This is a genomic window from Bartonella numerosa, from assembly GCF_037070845.1.
Classification (GTDB): domain Bacteria; phylum Pseudomonadota; class Alphaproteobacteria; order Rhizobiales; family Rhizobiaceae; genus Bartonella.
Window position 1 is genome coordinate 1 of the sequence record NZ_JAYMZI010000005.1, and the last position, 16598, is coordinate 16598.

Below are 16598 nucleotides of genomic sequence, written 5' to 3' on the forward strand. Positions count from 1 at the left end.
CATTATTAAAGGTGGGAAGGTAGTTATACTGCATCTTTGATTGTAATAACTACTTGTTTGCCAAGAACTGTTAATGCTTGCTCGAGTGTTTGAAGCTTAGTCGGATAATTTGGATCAAGAATGCGTCAAGCTAAAAAAGCATAATATGCAACAACAATTAAAATGACAATTAATTATTTATTTTTAGTTAGTTATTTATGTTTTTTATTTGAAAACTTTAATAGTTTTGTGGTATTATAATACAGTTTTAAAGTTTGTTTTTTGTACGTGTATTCTGTTTCAGCACATAAAAAAATCCTCAAAAATGGATATGAAAATATGCTCAACAAAGTTACATTAATAGGACGTCTTGGCGCTGATCCAGAAAGCAAAACGATGGCTTCAGGAGCCGAAGTGGTTAATTTCAGTATGGCTACTTCCGAGAGCTATAAAGATAAAAACACCAATCAAAAAATAGAGAAGACGGAATGGCATTCTGTCACAGTTTTTAATCCTCATCTTGCAAAAGTTGCTCTTCAATATCTCAAAAAAGGCAGCAAAGTTTATATCGAGGGGCGATTACAGACACGCAAATGGCAAGATAAAAAAGGCATCGAGCGTTACACTACAGAGGTTGTCTTACCACAGTTTAAAGGCGAATTGTATTTGCTTGATGCAAAGAAAGATAATGATACCCCTTCACAGCCTACCACTGTAGCACCGATACAGCGTCACACTGTATCTGCATATGATAACGTTCCATTTTGATTGAGAAAATATGGCAAAAAGAAAAAAACGAGCAAAACGTGGACGACCACGGATTAGGGGCTGTGTGAGAGAACAAAATGGACGTGTTTCACGGGCAAAAACGCCTCGAGAGCCTGCTAATAAATTAACAATTGAAATGCGTGCTAAGCATTTTGGTTTAACTGTGGAAGAGGCAAAAAATCCTCTTTCTGGCACATATATTGGGCGCTTGTTGAGGTGAATAATGAAGTTAACAAGAAAAGTGATGGTGCTGTGCGTGCTGAACTTTCTCATTGGGTGCGTGACGAATGAACGTTCTGCCTGTGTTGGTTGGATGCCAATCTATTTGGATTGTAAAGACCTCAACGTAATAAGTTCAAGCTTAGCAAGAGACATCTTAAAGCATAACAAACAGGGCGAACATTTGTGTGGATGGAGATATGGTTAAAAAAAAAGTTGAAAAGTACACAGAGCTTACAGATGCAGAAAAAGAAATGCTGCAAGAAATAATAGCTACTTACCAAAGTGTAAAGATGATGTCTCGCTTTATGAAATGGATTGCACTCATTATCTTTTTATTTATTCTTGAATTTTCACACCTCATAGAGGCGTTAGATAACATTCTAACACATCTAAAGCAGTGGATAACGAAAAATTAGATGAATCAAATTTCTTCTCAAAATAGCTAAAAAAGCACTTCGAAAGGAAGTCCTTATTCACAACTTTTGAAGAAAGCCTCAAAAATATTTGTTAGAATCACAAAAATATTTTTTTCTAACAGGACTTTTAGAATGCTTACATTTTTTGGCAAAACCTTACGCAAACTTTGTATTGATCACTCAAAACGCCTTTTAGACATGGCTGAAAAATTAGATATATCTGTAGCATTTTTATCTTCAATCGAGATTGGCAAAAGGTTCTGTACCGGTTGGTATGGAAGAAAAGATCATAAAGCTTTATGCTTTAGATCAAGAAACAGCACGCATTTTAAGAAAAGAGGCTGATTCTTGCCGTAAGAGTTTCACAATAAAACCTTCTGATTCATTTGGGCGTGAAATTGCTGGCATGTTTGTCAGAAACTTAGAGAATTTTTCACAACAAGACTTAGAAAGATTGAAAAGATTGTTGGAGAAAGTTGGCAAAAAAAGATGTGCTCTGTAAAGGTATATTGCAAAATCCTATTCCCGAACCTTCATTTATTTATCCCGCACCTTAAAAAAACACCTATAAAATCAACAAGTTGTAGCACGATAAAAGTGCAGTGGCGGAGGGGGTGGGATTCGAACCCACGGTACAGTCTCCTGCACGCCGGTTTTCAAGACCGGTGCCTTAAACCGCTCGGCCACCCCTCCAAGTTAGGTATGACTTTTTGCAAAGTTTTTGGAAAAGGTCAATTGGTTAAATGTGCTTTTAAACGTTTTTGGCAATATTGATTTGGTTTGGATGAAAATAACCGCTCACTTTGTTATCTTAAACTCAGTTTTCTGATTTTAAGATAAAAAATCTGTACAAAAAAGGTTGGCATTTTAAGTCCTAGATAAAACATTGAACATGTTCATTATAATGGCAATTTTGGAGCAGGCTTTTTTCTGAAATAATTTTTCGTATAATTCTGATGCATGAGAAAATCCAAGACGGGACATATTTTCTATTATTCGTTTTTATTGTATGTAATCAGTGAAATAGAACTGTGTTCTGACTTTAATTGCTAGGGATCGCATATTTTGCAAAAATACTTGATGTAGTATCGTACACGCTCAAAATTGCGAATTTCACCCCTCTATCAGAACTACTTATGACGGTTCAGTTCAATAATTCCGGACTATTTAAGCTTTTAAGGATTATATTAACTTAACAAAATTTTGATTGTAGATTCATCCTTTTTTGAAGCTAAGTCTAAACTTTGGGGCGCCTTCCGGTCTTATTTCTAAAAGCCACCCAAGACGAAGAGATACTGTGTTACGAAGAAATGAAACAATACAAACCCCGCGAAGCCTGCTCTCTATTTTCATACGGGGCTTCACCATGATAAAATTAGGCGGTAAATTGATGGTGGGCGATGAGAGACTCGAACTCCCGACATCCTCGGTGTAAACGAGGCGCTCTACCAGCTGAGCTAATCGCCCGGCTGCAATGATCTGCAGCTGAGTGAGCCCTGTTTAGGAAATTTTTAAAAAAAACGCAAGAACTAAAGACACCTTTGGGGAGTAAAAAATATTTTTTTGTTTTTTTTAAAAAAAATACTGAATATTTCTTGACATAAGAGACTTAAGTCCTTACACGACCGGCTATACCGGTCAGTTGATTGGTTCAAACGAAGAGTGCGCGGGTGTAGCTCAGTTGGTTAGAGTGCTGGCCTGTCACGCCGGAGGTCGCGGGTTCGAGCCCCGTCACTCGCGCCATTTGTATTTCTTGGCTTTTTGTGTTGTGCATTCCTCCTCTGCAGAGTTGTTGGGGGTTTTGGTGTTGTCTGCGGGGTTTGAAGCTGAATTTTTCTTTTTCCATAGTTTACATGAATGAGGGCTTGCGTCTTTCTTCGCTCTGCGGTACCTATGTTGGCGGAAAATATTGTGCGGCATGACCTTGGATTCGTACGAGAGGGGTTGGCGAAGCGGTTGTTTTGACTGTTTTGTGTCGGGTGGTGTTGGATGGTTGTATTATTCGAGCATCTTATCGAGGTGGAAGAGGATTATGACTCATTTACTGAGCTCTTATTTACCGATATTTATTTTTATTGTTGTTTCGGCGGTCATTACCGGGGTCCTGTTGATCATGCCTTACGTAGTGGCTTATCGTTCGCCTGATCCTGAAAAGTTGTCGGCTTATGAATGTGGGTTTAATTCGTTCGATGATGCTCGCATGAAATTTGATATTCGGTTTTACTTAGTTTCGATTTTGTTTATCATTTTTGATCTTGAGGTTGCTTTTCTTTTTCCCTGGGCTGTTTCGTTTAGTTCAGTAGGTATGTTTGGTTTTTTCTCTATGATTGTATTTTTAGCGCTTTTGACTATCGGGTTTGTATACGAGTGGAAAAAAGGAGCTCTTGAATGGGATTAATATCTAGAAATTCAGCAATTTCCCCTTTGCTCCGAGAAAAGATTGTTGGGCCTAACGCAGGAAGATCAGTGGTTTCTGATGATGAGTTTTTTCGTGATATCAATGCGGAGCTGTCAGATAAGGGGTTTTTAGTTACTTCCGCAGATGCTTTGATTACTTGGGCGCGTACTGGTTCTCTTATGTGGATGAGTTTCGGCTTAGCTTGTTGTGCTGTTGAAATGATGCAGTGTTCGATGCCTCACTATGACAATGAGCGTTTTGGATATGCGCCGCGCGCTTCACCTCGTCAGTCAGATGTCATGGTGGTTGCTGGCACTTTAACAAATAAAATGGCTCCAGCGTTGAGAAAAGTTTATGATCAGATGCCTGAGCCGCGTTACGTAATTTCTATGGGGTCATGTGCGAACGGCGGTGGGTATTATCATTATTCTTATTCGGTTGTGCGTGGGTGTGATCGTATTGTTCCAGTAGATATTTATGTTCCAGGGTGTCCGCCTACAGCGGAGGCGCTGCTATACGGCATATTATTGTTGCAGAAAAAGATTCGTCGTACCGGTTCGATAGAACGATAGGGAGTTTTTATGGTCATGATGGGTGATGCTCTGTCCAAATTGTCTGCCTATTTAGAAAATCAATTGGGAGACAAGCTTGAAGAGGTTACACTTGCGTTTGGTGAGTTGACTATTGTATCGCGCCTTGATGCAATCGTAGATGTTTTGACGTTTGTTCGTGATGATAGCCGTTGTCAGTTTATTAGTATTACAGACATTAGTGGGGTCGATTATCCTTCTCGTGATAAACGTTTTGATGTTTCTTATCAGTTGTTGTCTCCCCGTAATAATTTACGGTTGCGTGTTAAGGTTCGTACTGATGAAAATACTCCCGTTTCTTCTGTTTGTTCGGTTTATCCTGGAGCAGAATGGTACGAACGTGAAACGTACGATATGTACGGGATTTTATTTTCAGGTCATCCGGATTTGAGGAGGATATTGACCGATTATGGGTTTGAGGGGCATCCTTTGCGTAAGGATTTTCCCGTTACGGGATTTGTTGAGTGTCGTTATGATAACGAAGCGAAGAGGGTCGTTTATGAACCCACTGTTTTGCGGCAAGAAATGCGTAGTTTTGATTTTCTTTCCCCTTGGGAAGGAGAGCGCTGTGTTTTGCAACATGATAAAATGCAGGTGGCTGAAGATGACGTTGAAACTGACAGAAAGTGATATTGAAATAATAAATTTCAAAAATAGTTAAATGTTTTCGGTGTGGTAGAGTTTTTGTTAACATCTGATATAAAGTTTATTTAGAGAATAAGAGGTTGGTTTTGGCTGAGGTCAATGTGCGGAACTTTAACATCAATTTTGGTCCACAACATCCCGCTGCGCATGGTGTTTTGCGTATGGTTTTGGAGCTGGATGGTGAGGTTGTTGAGCGTGTAGATCCACATATCGGGTTGCTGCATCGTGGAACAGAAAAGTTAATGGAAACGAAGACTTATCTTCAGGCTGGTCCTTATTTAGATCGTCTGGATTATGTTGCTCCTATGAACCAGGAGCATGCTTTTGTGCTTGCTATAGAAAAGTTATTAGGTGTTGAAGTTCCTAAGCGGGGACAATTGATACGTGTTTTGTTTTCCGAGATTGGGCGTATTCTGAGTCATTTACTTAATGTGACAACTCAAGCAATGGATGTTGGCGCTTTGACGCCTCCGCTTTGGGGTTTTGAACAGCGCGAGAAGTTGATGATTTTTTATGAGCGCGCGTGTGGCGCGCGTCTTCATGCAAATTATTTTCGTCCTGGTGGTGTTCACCAAGATTTGCCGGAGTCTTTAATTGAGGATATTGGCAATTTTGTTGATCCGTTTCTTGTCGCTCTCGGTAAGCTTGATGCACTTGTGACGCCAAATCGGATTTTTAAGCAACGTAATGTGGATATTGGTGTAGTTAGTTCTGACGAGGCATGGGGGCGTGGTTTTTCTGGTGTGATGATTCGCGGTTCTGGTGTGCCGTGGGATTTGCGTAAGAGTCAGCCTTATGAATGTTACGATGAAATGGAGTTTGATATCCCTGTGGGTAAGAATAGTGATTGTTATGACCGCTATCTCATTCGTATGGAGGAAATGCGCCAATCGGCAAAAATTATGTGCCAGTGTGTTGATCGTTTACTTGGCTCCGAAAAAAACGGACCGGTTTCGAGTTTGGATAGAAAAATTGTTCCGCCAAAGCGGAGTGAGATGAAAAGCTCAATGGAAGCACTTATTCACCATTTTAAACTTTATACAGAGGGTTTTCATACTCCTCCGGGTGAAGTTTATGTTGCTGTGGAAGCGCCGAAAGGGGAGTTTGGCGTTTATCTTGTTTCTGATGGAACTAATAAGCCTTATCGTATTAAGTTGCGTGCTCCTGGTTTTGCTCATCTTCAGGCTATGGACTTTTTAACTCGGGGTCATATGTTGGCGGATGCCGCGGCTATTCTGGGATCGATTGATATTGTTTTTGGGGAGGTTGATCGTTGATGTCTGTGCGTCGTCTTGCAGATGATGTTCACCAGCCTGGGGAGTTTTCTTTTACAAAGGAAAATCAGGTGTGGGTGCAAAATACTATAGAGAAGTATCCTGTTGGTCGTGAGAAGTCCGCTGTGATTCCGTTGTTAATGCGTGCTCAGGAACAGGATGGTTGGGTGACGCGTGCTGCGATTGAGCATGTGGCCCAGATTCTTTCGATGGCCTATATTCGTGTTTTGGAAATTGCGACTTTTTATACTCAGTTTCAGCTTCGTCCAGTTGGAACGAGGGCGCATATTCAGGTTTGTGGAACGACGCCCTGTATGCTGCGCGGTTCTGGTGAATTGATTAAGGTTTGTCAAAAAAAAATCCATCATGAGCCTTTTGTTACCAATCAGGATGGGACATTGTCATGGGAAGAAGTAGAGTGTCTTGGCGCTTGTGTGAATGCCCCGATGGTTATGATTTTTAAAGATACTTACGAAGATTTGACGGCTGAGCGTCTCGAAGAGATTATCGATGCGTTTGAAGTTGGTAGGGGTTCGGAGATAGCTGTTGGTCCTCAAAATGGCCGTCAATCGTCAGAACCGATTAATGGGCTAACCTCTCTTATTGAGGATGAGGGGATAGAGAGGTCGTTTAAGTCTTCGAAAAGGAAAAATAATGAAGGGATAGGGACGTAGTAAGTATTTCGAAAAAAAATGTTTATTACCATTTAATTAGTTTACTTAGATTGAAAATGAAAATCTTTGAGAGATGTTTCGAGTGTTGCGTTTGAAAGAATGCCGAAATGCTAAGAGCAAGAGAAAAGAGGGGAGCTATGCTAGCTGATAAAGATCGCATTTTCACCAATATTTATGGTTTGAAGGATAAATCTTTAAAAGCTGCGATGTTGCGTGGGCATTGGGATGGTACTAGGGCAATTCTTGAAAAAGGTCGTGATTGGATTATTGATGAAGTAAAAGCGTCGGGTTTACGTGGCCGCGGTGGTGCTGGTTTTCCCACGGGGATGAAGTGGTCTTTTATGCCCAAAAAAAGCGATGGTCGTCCGCATTATTTGGTTGTTAATGCGGATGAATCAGAGCCTGGAACATGCAAAGATCGTGATATTTTGCGGCATGATCCCCATACTTTGATTGAGGGATGTGTTATTGCTACTTTTGCTATGGGGGCTAATGTCGCTTTTATTTATATTCGTGGCGAATATATTCGTGAGCGTGAAGCACTTCAAGCCGCTGTTGATGAATGTTATGAGGCTGGTTTTCTCGGCAAAAAAAACAAATATGGTCATGCTTGTGATATAATTATTCATCACGGGGCTGGGGCTTATATTTGTGGTGAGGAGACAGCTCTTCTCGAAAGTCTTGAAGGGAAAAAAGGTCAGCCCAGGCTTAAGCCGCCGTTTCCTGCGAATATGGGAATTTATGGCTGTCCTACGACTGTGAATAATGTAGAGTCCATTGCTGTTGTTCCAACGATTCTGCGTCGGGGGGCTTCGTGGTTTTCGTCGATTGGACGTGCAAATAATGTTGGAACAAAATTATTCATGGTTTCTGGGCATGTTAATGCGCCGTGTACGTTTGAAGAAGCTCTAGGCATTTCTTTTCGTGAGTTAATTGAAAAGCATACGGGAGGAATCCGAGGTGGATGGGATAATCTGTTAGCAGTTATTCCCGGTGGAGTTTCTTGTCCGGTTGTTCGTGGTGAAGACATGGTGGATGCGATAATGGATTTTGATGGAATGCGGGATGTGGGGTCTTCTTTCGGTACGGGCGGTGTGATTGTTATGGATAAATCGACAGATATTATCAAAGCAATTTGGCGTATAGCTGCTTTTTTTAAGCATGAAAGCTGTGGTCAGTGTACACCGTGTCGCGAAGGCACTGGTTGGATGATGCGCCTTTTAGGGCGGATGGTTGAAGGAAGGGCGCAAAAACGTGAAATTGATCTTCTGTTTGATGTATCTAAACAGGTTGAAGGACACACTATTTGCGCGCTTGGTGATGCTGCTGCATGGCCCGTACAGGGGTTGATCCGCAATTTCCGTTTAGAAATCGAACGAAGGATTGACGATTACACGCGAAATGCAGTCCAAAGAAAAAATATTGCTTTAGAAGATGTTGTATGAAGATTTTTCTTTGATGATGGTGAAATGCAAATTTAATAAATTACCCGCGGGCTGGATCGATGATGATAAGTATTAAAGTTGATGGTAAAGAGATTGAAGTTCCTGATTACTACACGCTGCTTCAGGCGGCTGAGGCTGCTGGCGCAGAGGTGCCACGTTTTTGTTTTCATGAATCTTTATCAGTCGCTGGAAACTGCCGTATGTGTTTAGTTGAGGTCAAGGGAGGTCCTCCGAAGCCTCAGGCTTCATGCGCTGTCGGGGTTCGTGATCTGCGATCAGGTCCAAATGGTGAAGTTCCTGAAATTTTTACCAATACGGCAATGGTAAAAAAAGCGCGTGAAGGTGTAATGGAATTCCTCCTCATCAATCATCCTCTAGATTGTCCTGTGTGCGATCAGGGGGGGGAGTGTGATCTCCAAGATCAGGCGATGCTTTATGGGCGAAGTTGCTCTCGTTATACAGAAGATAAACGTGCTGTAGAGGACAAGTATATTGGTCCGCTTGTAAAGACCGTTATGACGCGGTGTATTCATTGTACGCGCTGTGTTCGTTTTACGACAGAAGTGGCGGGCATTTCCGAACTCGGTTTGATTGGTCGTGGTGAAGATGCTGAGATTACGACATATCTTGAAAGAGCTATAACGTCTGAGTTACAGGGTAATATTATTGATCTTTGTCCGGTTGGTGCTTTAACTTCAAGGCCTTATGCATTTCACGCGCGTCCATGGGAATTGGTTAAAACAGAATCAATTGATGTGATGGATGCTGTTGGTAGTGCCATCCGTATTGATAGTCGAGGACGCGAAGTTATGCGCATAATGCCTCGTACGAATGAAGATGTAAATGAAGAATGGATTTCAGATAAAACTCGTTTCATTTGGGATGGGTTACGTACCCAAAGACTTGATAAGCCGTACGTTCGCAAGGATGGAAGGCTTCGGCCCGTAAGCTGGACGGAGGCTTTCACAGAAATTAGAACAGCAGTTTTAAAGTCGCTTCCAGAAAAGATCGCTGCAATTGCTGGTGATCTTGCGTCTGTTGAAGAAATGTATGCGCTTAAAATGTTGTTAATTTCATTAGGCTCACGGGTATTTGATTGTCGTCAAAGGGGGATGATTTTATCTTCTGAGTTTGGACGTTCAAGTTACATTTTCAATCCGACAATTGCTGGTATTGAACAAGCTGATGCGCTGCTTATTGTTGGGTCTAATCCACGTTACGAAGCTGCTGTCTTGAATGCACGTATTTTAAAACGTCAACGAAGGGGGCAGTTTCCTGTTGCGTTAATTGGAGAAAAATCTGATTTGCGTTATCCGTATTCTTACCTTGGAAGTGGAACTGATGCGCTGAATGCGTTGATTTGTGGAGAAAGTGCGTTTTTAGATATTTTGAAAAAAGCTGAAAGACCGCTCATTCTTATTGGGGAAGGGGCAGTTTCGGGAAAAGAAGGTTTGTCCATTTTGAAAAGCCTTGCAAAAATGGCTGATAGTGTTGGGGCTCTCAGTGAAACGTGGAATGGATTCGGGATTCTTCATAATGCTGCATCAGCTGTTGGAGGATTGGATATTGGTTTTACTTCTGAGTTCGGGGTAAAGAAGATTATTGAAGATTGTGAAGTTTTGTTTTTGCTTGGTGCTGATGAGGTAGAATTAGCTAATAGAAGAGCTTTTACAATTTACATAGGTAGTCACGGTGATAACGGTGCACATGCTGCTGACGTCATCTTACCAGCTTCGGCTTATACTGAAAAATCGGGGATTTATGTAAATACAGAAGGACGTGTTCAAATGACTAATCGGGCTGGTTTTGCTCCGGGTGAGGCAAAAGAAGATTGGGCTATTTTGCGTGCCTTATCTGATGTTTTAGGACAAAGGCTTCCTTTTGATACGCTTTCTCAGTTGAGGCAGAAACTATTTAGCGATTATCCGCATCTTTGCACTATTGATGATATAGTGCCTTCTGATATAAACGACCTTAAGGTGCTTGGTTCACAAACATTTGTTATAGAATCGCAGCAAGTATTTACTTCTATGGTTAAAGATTTTTATTTGACAAATCCTATAGCGCGTGCTTCTTCAGTTATGGCTGAATGTTCGTCTCTCGCAAAAAATAGCGCTATACATGCTACAGAATAGGGGCAAAGGGTAGTTATGTACGATTTCTTTACGACCTGGTTGTTGCCGTTATCTATTATGGTTGGGAAGACGCTTCTTCTTTTGGTGGTACTTCTGGTTTTTATTGCCTATCTTCTTTATGCAGATAGAAAAATTTGGGCCGCTGTACAATTACGACGTGGTCCAAATGTTGTTGGGCCATGGGGATTATTACAGTCCTTTGCAGATCTAATTAAATTCGTTGTTAAGGAACCGATTATCCCTGCCGGTGCTAACAAAGGTGTTTTTCTTTTAGCTCCTTTTGTTTCTGCTGCGCTTGCGTTATCGAGTTGGGCTGTAATTCCAGTTAATGAGGGTTGGGAGATTGCAAATATCAACGTTGGTCTACTCTACATTTTGGCTGTTTCCTCTCTCGAGGTTTATGGTGTTATCATGGGAGGATGGGCTTCCAATTCAAAATATCCGTTTTTGGGGGCTTTGCGTTCGGCTGCGCAGATGATTTCTTATGAAGTTTCTATTGGGTTTGTGCTTGTTACTGTCATTTTAGTGAGTGGTTCGTTGGATCTTACAACAATTGTTCATAAACAAACTTCTGGTATTGGCACGACTCTTGGTCTTCCATTCAGCAGTTTTCTTGATTGGAATTGGCTAATTCTTTTTCCCATGTTTATCATATTTTTTATCTCTGCGCTCGCAGAGACTAATCGCCCGCCATTTGATTTAGTTGAAGCAGAATCTGAGCTTGTTGCGGGGCACATGGTTGAATATTCTTCAACTCCCTATATGCTTTTTTTTCTTGGTGAATATGTTGCTATTGTTTTGATGTGCGCATTAACAACTATTTTATTTTTAGGCGGCTGGTTGCCCTTTTTGGATGTTTGGTGGCTTAACTGGGTTCCAGGTGTTGTTTGGTTTGCTTTGAAAGTTTGTTTTGTGTTTTTTTGGTTCGCTATGGTCAAGGCATTCGTTCCGCGTTATCGTTACGATCAGTTAATGCGGCTAGGTTGGAAGGTATTTCTTCCGCTTTCGTTGGCAATGGTTGTGGTGACCGCTACTTTTTTAAAATATACTGGTTTAGCCTAAGAGGAGGTCTCACTGTGTCAGGTCTTATTCAGGCAGCAAAATCGCTCCTTTTGTTAGAATTTTTGAGCGCTTTTTGTTTGGCAATGCGTCAATTTTTTTCACCAAAACCCACCATTAATTATCCTCATGAAAAAGGTTTTGTTTCTCAACGTTTTCGTGGCGAACACGCTTTACGTCGTTATCCAAACGGTGAGGAGCGGTGTATTGCGTGCAAATTATGTGAGGCAATTTGTCCTGCTCAGGCAATCACAATCGAAGCAGGGCCGCGACGCAATGATGGTACACGGAGAACTGTTCGTTATGATATCGATATGGTCAAATGCATTTATTGTGGTTTTTGCCAGGAAGCTTGCCCGGTTGAAGCTATTGTTGAAGGTCCTAATTTTGAATTTGCGACAGAGACCCGTGAAGAGCTTTATTATGACAAAGAAAAGCTTTTGATGAATGGAGATCGTTGGGAGCGAGAAATCGCTCGGAATATATTGGTGGATGCGCCTTATCGTTGAGAGGTTGAGTGGTCGGATGGTTTTTCCGATAGTTTTTTTGGTCTGGTATGAATGATCGTGCCAATCGTTTTTTTTGAATCGAGGAGAGGCCTATGTTAACAGGTCTAGCGGCGGCGTTTTTCTATTTGTTTGCTTTCATCATGCTAGCGAGCGCAGTTGTTGTTATTGCAGCGCGTAATCCAGTGCATTCAGTTTTATTTTTAATATTGGTTTTTTTTAATGCCGCAGCTTTGTTTTTGTTAGCGGGTGCTGAGTTTTTGGGGCTACTTTTGCTGGTTGTTTATGTCGGTGCTGTAGCAGTTTTATTTTTGTTCGTTGTTATGATGCTTGATGTTGATTCAGCCGAACTAAAGAGTAGTGCATTTAGGTATGCTCCTATCGGTTTTTGTGTTGGAATTGTTATTGCTGTTGAGCTCATTATTATTTTTTTAAACAGCCATTTTTCTTTTGCTCTTAAAACGCGTATTACTCAATCGATGCCAGATTTGGCGCAACGAACAAATACACAGGCATTAGGCGATATCCTTTATACGAATTATGTTTTTTATTTTCAGACTGCTGGGTTGATTTTATTGGTTGCAATGATTGGCGCTATTGTTTTGACTCTTCGTCATAAATCCGGTGTAAAACGACAGTCCGTCGCGATTCAGGTTTCTAGGACGGTGGAAAGTGCTGTTGAAGTTAAGCAAGTTGAATCAGGTAAAGGCGTTTAAGGGGGAATCATGCACATTGACATTACTCATTATCTTATTGTTTCTGCATTGATGTTCACGATTGGTGTTGCTGGGATTTTTTTAAATAGAAAAAATATAATCGTTATTCTTATGTCAATTGAACTTATGTTGCTTTCTGTTAATCTTAATTTTGTTGCGTTTTCTGCATTTTTCCACGATCTTGTTGGTCAGATATTTGCCTTATTCATTTTGACAGTAGCGGCTGCAGAAGCTGCAATTGGTTTGTCGATTCTTGTGATTTTCTTCCGTAATCGCGGTTCTATTGCGGTTGAAGATGTTAACGTGATGAAAGGGTGATCAGTGATGTATCACACAATCGTCTTTCTCCCACTTTTAGGTTTTTTAATTTCTGCTGTAGGTGGAAAAACTTTGGGTGCTCGCGCCTGTGAGTTGGTGACGTGTAGCTTTATGCTCGTTGTTGCTGCATTGTCGTGGGTGGTATTTTTTAATATTGCTATCGGTCATGCTGCATTGATTAATATTCCGTTATTGTATTGGGTTAATATCGGTGTCTTGAATTTTAACTGGGTATTGTACATTGATACATTGACGGCTGTCATGTTCGTTGTTGTAAACAGTGTTTCGGCGTTGGTGCACATTTATTCAATTGGTTATATGCATCGTGATCCTTCGAGACCTCGTTTTTTTGCATATCTCTCTTTGTTCACGTTTATGATGCTTATGCTGGTGACAGCCAATAATTTGGTGCAGATGTTTTTTGGATGGGAAGGTGTTGGGCTTGCATCTTATTTATTAATTGGTTTTTGGTTTCAGAAGGCTTCTGCCAATAAGGCTGCTATGAAGGCCTTTATAGTTAATCGTGTCGGGGACTTCGGCTTTCTTTTAGGTATCTTCAGCATTTTTGTTTTGTTTAAGTCTGTTGATTTTTATTCTATTTTTGAAAAGGCTGCGGATGGCAGTTTTGCACAAAATATAACTTTTTTGGGCTGGAATCTTGATGGACAGGCGGCGATTACTATCACGTGTCTTTTGTTGTTTGTTGGAGCCATGGGGAAATCGGCACAATTTTTGCTGCACACATGGCTTCCTGATGCAATGGAAGGACCGACACCTGTATCGGCGCTTATTCATGCGGCTACAATGGTAACAGCGGGTGTTTTTATGGTCGCACGTATGTCTCCGATTTTTGAACTCTCTTCTGTTGCTTTGACGGTTGTTATCGTTGTTGGAGCTACAACCGCGTTTTTTGCGGCCACTGTGGGGCTGGTGCAAAATGATATTAAGCGCGTCATCGCTTATTCTACGTGCTCACAGCTTGGCTATATGTTCGTTGCGTTAGGCGTCGGGGCTTATGGAGCAGCTGTTTTTCATCTTTTTACTCATGCTTTTTTCAAAGCTTTGCTGTTTCTTGGTGCTGGGTCTGTGATTCATGCAGTATCAGATGAGCAGGATATGCGAAAAATGGGAGGTTTGCGCAGGCATATAAAAGTAACCTATTGGATGATGGTGATAGGTACTATTGCGTTAACAGGTGTTGGAATTCCGGGAACACTTTTTGGAACGGCTGGATTTTTTTCTAAGGATGCAATTATAGAGTCAGCATTTGTCTCTCATAATGTTGCTTCAGGGTATGCTTTTTGGCTTCTCGTTTTTGCAGCATTATTGACCAGCTTTTACTCGTGGCGTCTTTTGTTCATGACGTTTCATGGCAAGCCACGTGCAACTGTCGACGTTATGCATCATGTTCATGAATCGCCTCCGGTTATGTTAGTGCCGCTTTTTATTTTGTCTGTTGGGGCACTGTTTTCTGGTGTAGTTTTTCAACCTTATTTTTTCGGTGATTTGTACAATGCATTTTGGAAGAGAGCTTTATTTACAGGGGCGCATAACCATATCCTTCACGAAGTGCATAACGTTCCAATCTGGGTTAAATGGTCACCGTTTACAGTGATGATTTTTGGGTTTGTGTTAGCATACTTATTTTACGTAGTTGCTCCATTTATTCCGAAAAAAATTGCAAAGTTTATGCCTTCTATACATCGGTTTTTTTATCATAAATGGTATTTTGATGAATTGTATGACATCTTGTTTGTTCGTTTTTCTTTAAAAGTTGGTCGCTTTTTTTGGAAAGTTGGTGATGGTAAGGTTATTGACGGTTTTGGTCCAGATGGTGTTGCCGCACGTGTCGTCGATATCACAAATAAAGTTGTTCGGATGCAGACGGGTTATCTTTATCATTATGCGTTTGCGATGCTCGTCGGCGTTGCGGGGTTGATTACGTGGATGATGATCGGGAGCTTGAGTTGATGACTGATTGGCCTATTCTCTCCACGGTTACGTTTTTACCGCTTGTTGGTGTAATTTTAATTTTGCTGATCAAAGATGACAGCGAGGCAGCAAAACGCAATATACGTAATGTTGCGTTTTTCACGAGTGTATTTGTTTTTATCATCTCTTTGGTAATTTGGGCTGGGTTTGATAATACAAATCCTGATTTTCAAATGACTGAGAGATTCAATTGGTTGGGCAGCGATATCTATTATCACATGGGTATTGATGGCATTTCCGTTTTATTTGTTGTCCTTTCGGCTTTTCTTTTGCCTTTTTGTATTTTAGCAAGTCAGGAAACTGTTCAAGATAAATTAAAAATTTATATGATTTCTTTTTTGCTTCTTGAAGTCGCTGTTATTGGAGTTTTTTGCGCTCTCAACGCGATATTGTTTTATGTTTTTTTTGAAGGCAGCCTCATCCCTATGTTTATTATTATTGGTGTTTGGGGCGGAGAGCGTCGCGTTTATGCTAGTATGAAGTTTTTTCTGTATACTTTTCTTGGTTCGGTCCTCATGCTGGTGGCAGTTATGGTTATGTATTGGGAAGCAGGAACACTCGATGTGCCGACTTTAATGGATTATCAATTTCCTTCACATATGCAAACATGGTTGTGGCTTGCATTTTTTGCTTCTTTTGCCGTTAAAATGCCGATGTGGCCTGTGCATACGTGGTTGCCGGATGCTCACGTGGAAGCTCCAACGGCGGGGTCTGTTATGTTAGCTGGTATAATGCTTAAATTGGGCGGTTATGGCTTCATCCGTTTTTCTTTGCCGATGTTTTCTGTTGCTTCAGCTAATCTTTCTTCTCTAATTTTCGTATTATCGCTTATTGCTATCGTTTATACTTCGTTGGTTGCTCTTGTTCAGACTGATATGAAAAAGCTCATTGCTTATTCATCAGTGGCTCATATGGGATATGTGACTATGGGTATTTTTGCCGCGAATGAGCAGGGCGTTCAGGGTGCTATTTATCAAATGTTGTCTCACGGGATTGTGTCAGCAGCTTTATTTCTTTGTGTTGGGGTTGTATATGATCGTCTGCATACACGTGAAATTGCTGCTTTCGGTGGTTTGGTAAATAACATGCCTAAATACGCGGTTGTGTTCCTGATCTTTACTATGGCAAATATTGGTCTGCCAGGAACGTCGGGATTTTTAGGCGAATTTTTGACTTTATTAGGTGTTTTTCAAATTAGTAAATTAGTCGCAATTTTTGCCACAACAGGTGTTATTTTATCTGCTGCTTATGCGCTTTATCTTTATAGGCGCGTAGTCTTTGGTGCCTTAAATAAGGAAAGTTTGAAGGTCCTCACGGATCTTTCTTCTAGAGAGAAGATCATCCTCTATCCGATGGTTATTCTCACGATATTTTTTGGTGTTTATCCGACCCCTATTTTAAAAACAACGGCGCTTTCTGTAAAAGCTCTTATTAACAAACTACACTAGAAGAGAAGAATGC

General features: G+C 40.9%; 15 protein-coding genes, 3 tRNA genes and 3 pseudogenes. 18 read left to right on the top strand and 3 right to left on the bottom strand.

Going from position 1 to position 16598, the window contains the following annotated elements; genetic code table 11:
- Positions 1 to 23: 23 nt before the first annotated feature.
- Positions 24 to 125 (bottom strand): annotated as a pseudogene (locus WCP75_RS02935) (type II toxin-antitoxin system HicB family antitoxin); the annotation flags it as partial.
- 193 nt (positions 126 to 318) lie between these two features.
- On the opposite strand from WCP75_RS02935, the gene ssb reads away from it, so the two are divergent.
- The 4 genes and pseudogenes from ssb to WCP75_RS02955 all read left to right on the top strand — a co-directional run bounded on the left by ssb (position 319) and on the right by WCP75_RS02955 (position 1887).
- Positions 319 to 747: a single-stranded DNA-binding protein gene (gene ssb, locus WCP75_RS02940; RefSeq protein ID WP_336276766.1), complete on the top strand. Its 429-nt coding sequence runs from the start codon at positions 319 to 321 to the stop codon at positions 745 to 747.
- A 10-nt stretch (positions 748 to 757) separates the two neighbouring features.
- A pseudogene (locus WCP75_RS02945) lies at positions 758 to 958 on the top strand (hypothetical protein); the annotation flags it as partial.
- A 208-nt stretch (positions 959 to 1166) separates the two neighbouring features.
- Entirely contained in the window at positions 1167 to 1385 is a 219-nt protein-coding gene (locus tag WCP75_RS02950; RefSeq protein WP_336276767.1) for a hypothetical protein, read from the top strand.
- A 132-nt stretch (positions 1386 to 1517) separates the two neighbouring features.
- Positions 1518 to 1887: pseudogene (locus tag WCP75_RS02955) on the top strand (XRE family transcriptional regulator).
- 101 nt (positions 1888 to 1988) lie between these two features.
- On the opposite strand, the gene WCP75_RS02960 reads toward WCP75_RS02955, so the two are convergent.
- Positions 1989 to 2078, bottom strand: a tRNA-Ser gene (locus tag WCP75_RS02960).
- Positions 2079 to 2776: 698 nt separating this feature from the next.
- A tRNA-Val gene (locus WCP75_RS02965) sits at positions 2777 to 2852 on the bottom strand.
- Between the two features lie 199 nt (positions 2853 to 3051).
- Here WCP75_RS02965 and WCP75_RS02970 point away from each other — a divergent pair.
- The 14 genes from WCP75_RS02970 to WCP75_RS03035 all read left to right on the top strand — a co-directional run bounded on the left by WCP75_RS02970 (position 3052) and on the right by WCP75_RS03035 (position 16585).
- A tRNA-Asp gene (locus tag WCP75_RS02970) sits at positions 3052 to 3128 on the top strand.
- A 289-nt stretch (positions 3129 to 3417) separates the two neighbouring features.
- Positions 3418 to 3783 carry an NADH-quinone oxidoreductase subunit A gene (locus WCP75_RS02975; protein WP_336276768.1) on the top strand — a complete coding sequence of 122 codons (366 nt, stop codon included), beginning with the start codon at positions 3418 to 3420 and terminating at the stop codon, positions 3781 to 3783.
- Complete coding sequence (locus WCP75_RS02980; protein ID WP_336276769.1) at positions 3774 to 4355, top strand: NuoB/complex I 20 kDa subunit family protein; 582 nt, start codon at positions 3774 to 3776, stop codon at positions 4353 to 4355. The genes WCP75_RS02975 and WCP75_RS02980 overlap by 10 nt, the downstream gene beginning before the upstream one ends.
- A gap of 18 nt (positions 4356 to 4373) precedes the next feature.
- The gene (locus WCP75_RS02985; RefSeq protein WP_336276822.1) at positions 4374 to 5003 is read left to right on the top strand and encodes an NADH-quinone oxidoreductase subunit C; all 630 of its coding nucleotides are present in this window, start codon (positions 4374 to 4376) and stop codon (positions 5001 to 5003) included.
- Positions 5004 to 5104: 101 nt separating this feature from the next.
- On the top strand, positions 5105 to 6295 hold the full coding sequence (locus WCP75_RS02990) for an NADH-quinone oxidoreductase subunit D (protein WP_336276770.1): 1191 nt from the start codon (positions 5105 to 5107) through the stop codon (positions 6293 to 6295).
- Entirely contained in the window at positions 6295 to 6966 is a 672-nt protein-coding gene (nuoE, locus tag WCP75_RS02995; protein WP_336276771.1) for an NADH-quinone oxidoreductase subunit NuoE, read from the top strand. Before WCP75_RS02990 ends, nuoE begins: the two co-directional genes overlap by 1 nt.
- 137 nt (positions 6967 to 7103) lie before the next feature.
- Positions 7104 to 8411: an NADH-quinone oxidoreductase subunit NuoF gene (gene nuoF / locus WCP75_RS03000; protein WP_336276772.1), complete on the top strand. Its 1308-nt coding sequence runs from the start codon at positions 7104 to 7106 to the stop codon at positions 8409 to 8411.
- A 62-nt stretch (positions 8412 to 8473) separates the two neighbouring features.
- On the top strand, positions 8474 to 10546 hold the full coding sequence (gene nuoG / locus WCP75_RS03005) for an NADH-quinone oxidoreductase subunit NuoG (protein WP_336276823.1): 2073 nt from the start codon (positions 8474 to 8476) through the stop codon (positions 10544 to 10546).
- 15 nt (positions 10547 to 10561) lie between these two features.
- On the top strand, positions 10562 to 11608 hold the full coding sequence (gene nuoH / locus WCP75_RS03010) for an NADH-quinone oxidoreductase subunit NuoH (RefSeq protein ID WP_336276773.1): 1047 nt from the start codon (positions 10562 to 10564) through the stop codon (positions 11606 to 11608).
- Between the two features lie 14 nt (positions 11609 to 11622).
- On the top strand, positions 11623 to 12114 hold the full coding sequence (nuoI, locus tag WCP75_RS03015) for an NADH-quinone oxidoreductase subunit NuoI (RefSeq protein ID WP_336276774.1): 492 nt from the start codon (positions 11623 to 11625) through the stop codon (positions 12112 to 12114).
- Positions 12115 to 12206: 92 nt separating this feature from the next.
- Positions 12207 to 12827 (top strand): NADH-quinone oxidoreductase subunit J, encoded by a 621-nt coding sequence (locus tag WCP75_RS03020; protein WP_336276775.1) that lies wholly within the window; start codon positions 12207 to 12209, stop codon positions 12825 to 12827.
- A gap of 9 nt (positions 12828 to 12836) precedes the next feature.
- A complete protein-coding gene (gene nuoK / locus WCP75_RS03025; RefSeq protein WP_336276776.1) occupies positions 12837 to 13145 on the top strand; it encodes an NADH-quinone oxidoreductase subunit NuoK in 309 nt (102 codons plus the stop codon).
- Between the two features lie 6 nt (positions 13146 to 13151).
- A complete protein-coding gene (gene nuoL, locus WCP75_RS03030) occupies positions 13152 to 15116 on the top strand; it encodes an NADH-quinone oxidoreductase subunit L (protein ID WP_336276777.1) in 1965 nt (654 codons plus the stop codon).
- Complete coding sequence (locus WCP75_RS03035) at positions 15116 to 16585, top strand: NADH-quinone oxidoreductase subunit M (RefSeq protein WP_336276824.1); 1470 nt, start codon at positions 15116 to 15118, stop codon at positions 16583 to 16585. The genes nuoL and WCP75_RS03035 overlap by 1 nt, the downstream gene beginning before the upstream one ends.
- The last annotated feature ends 13 nt before the right edge of the window (positions 16586 to 16598 follow it).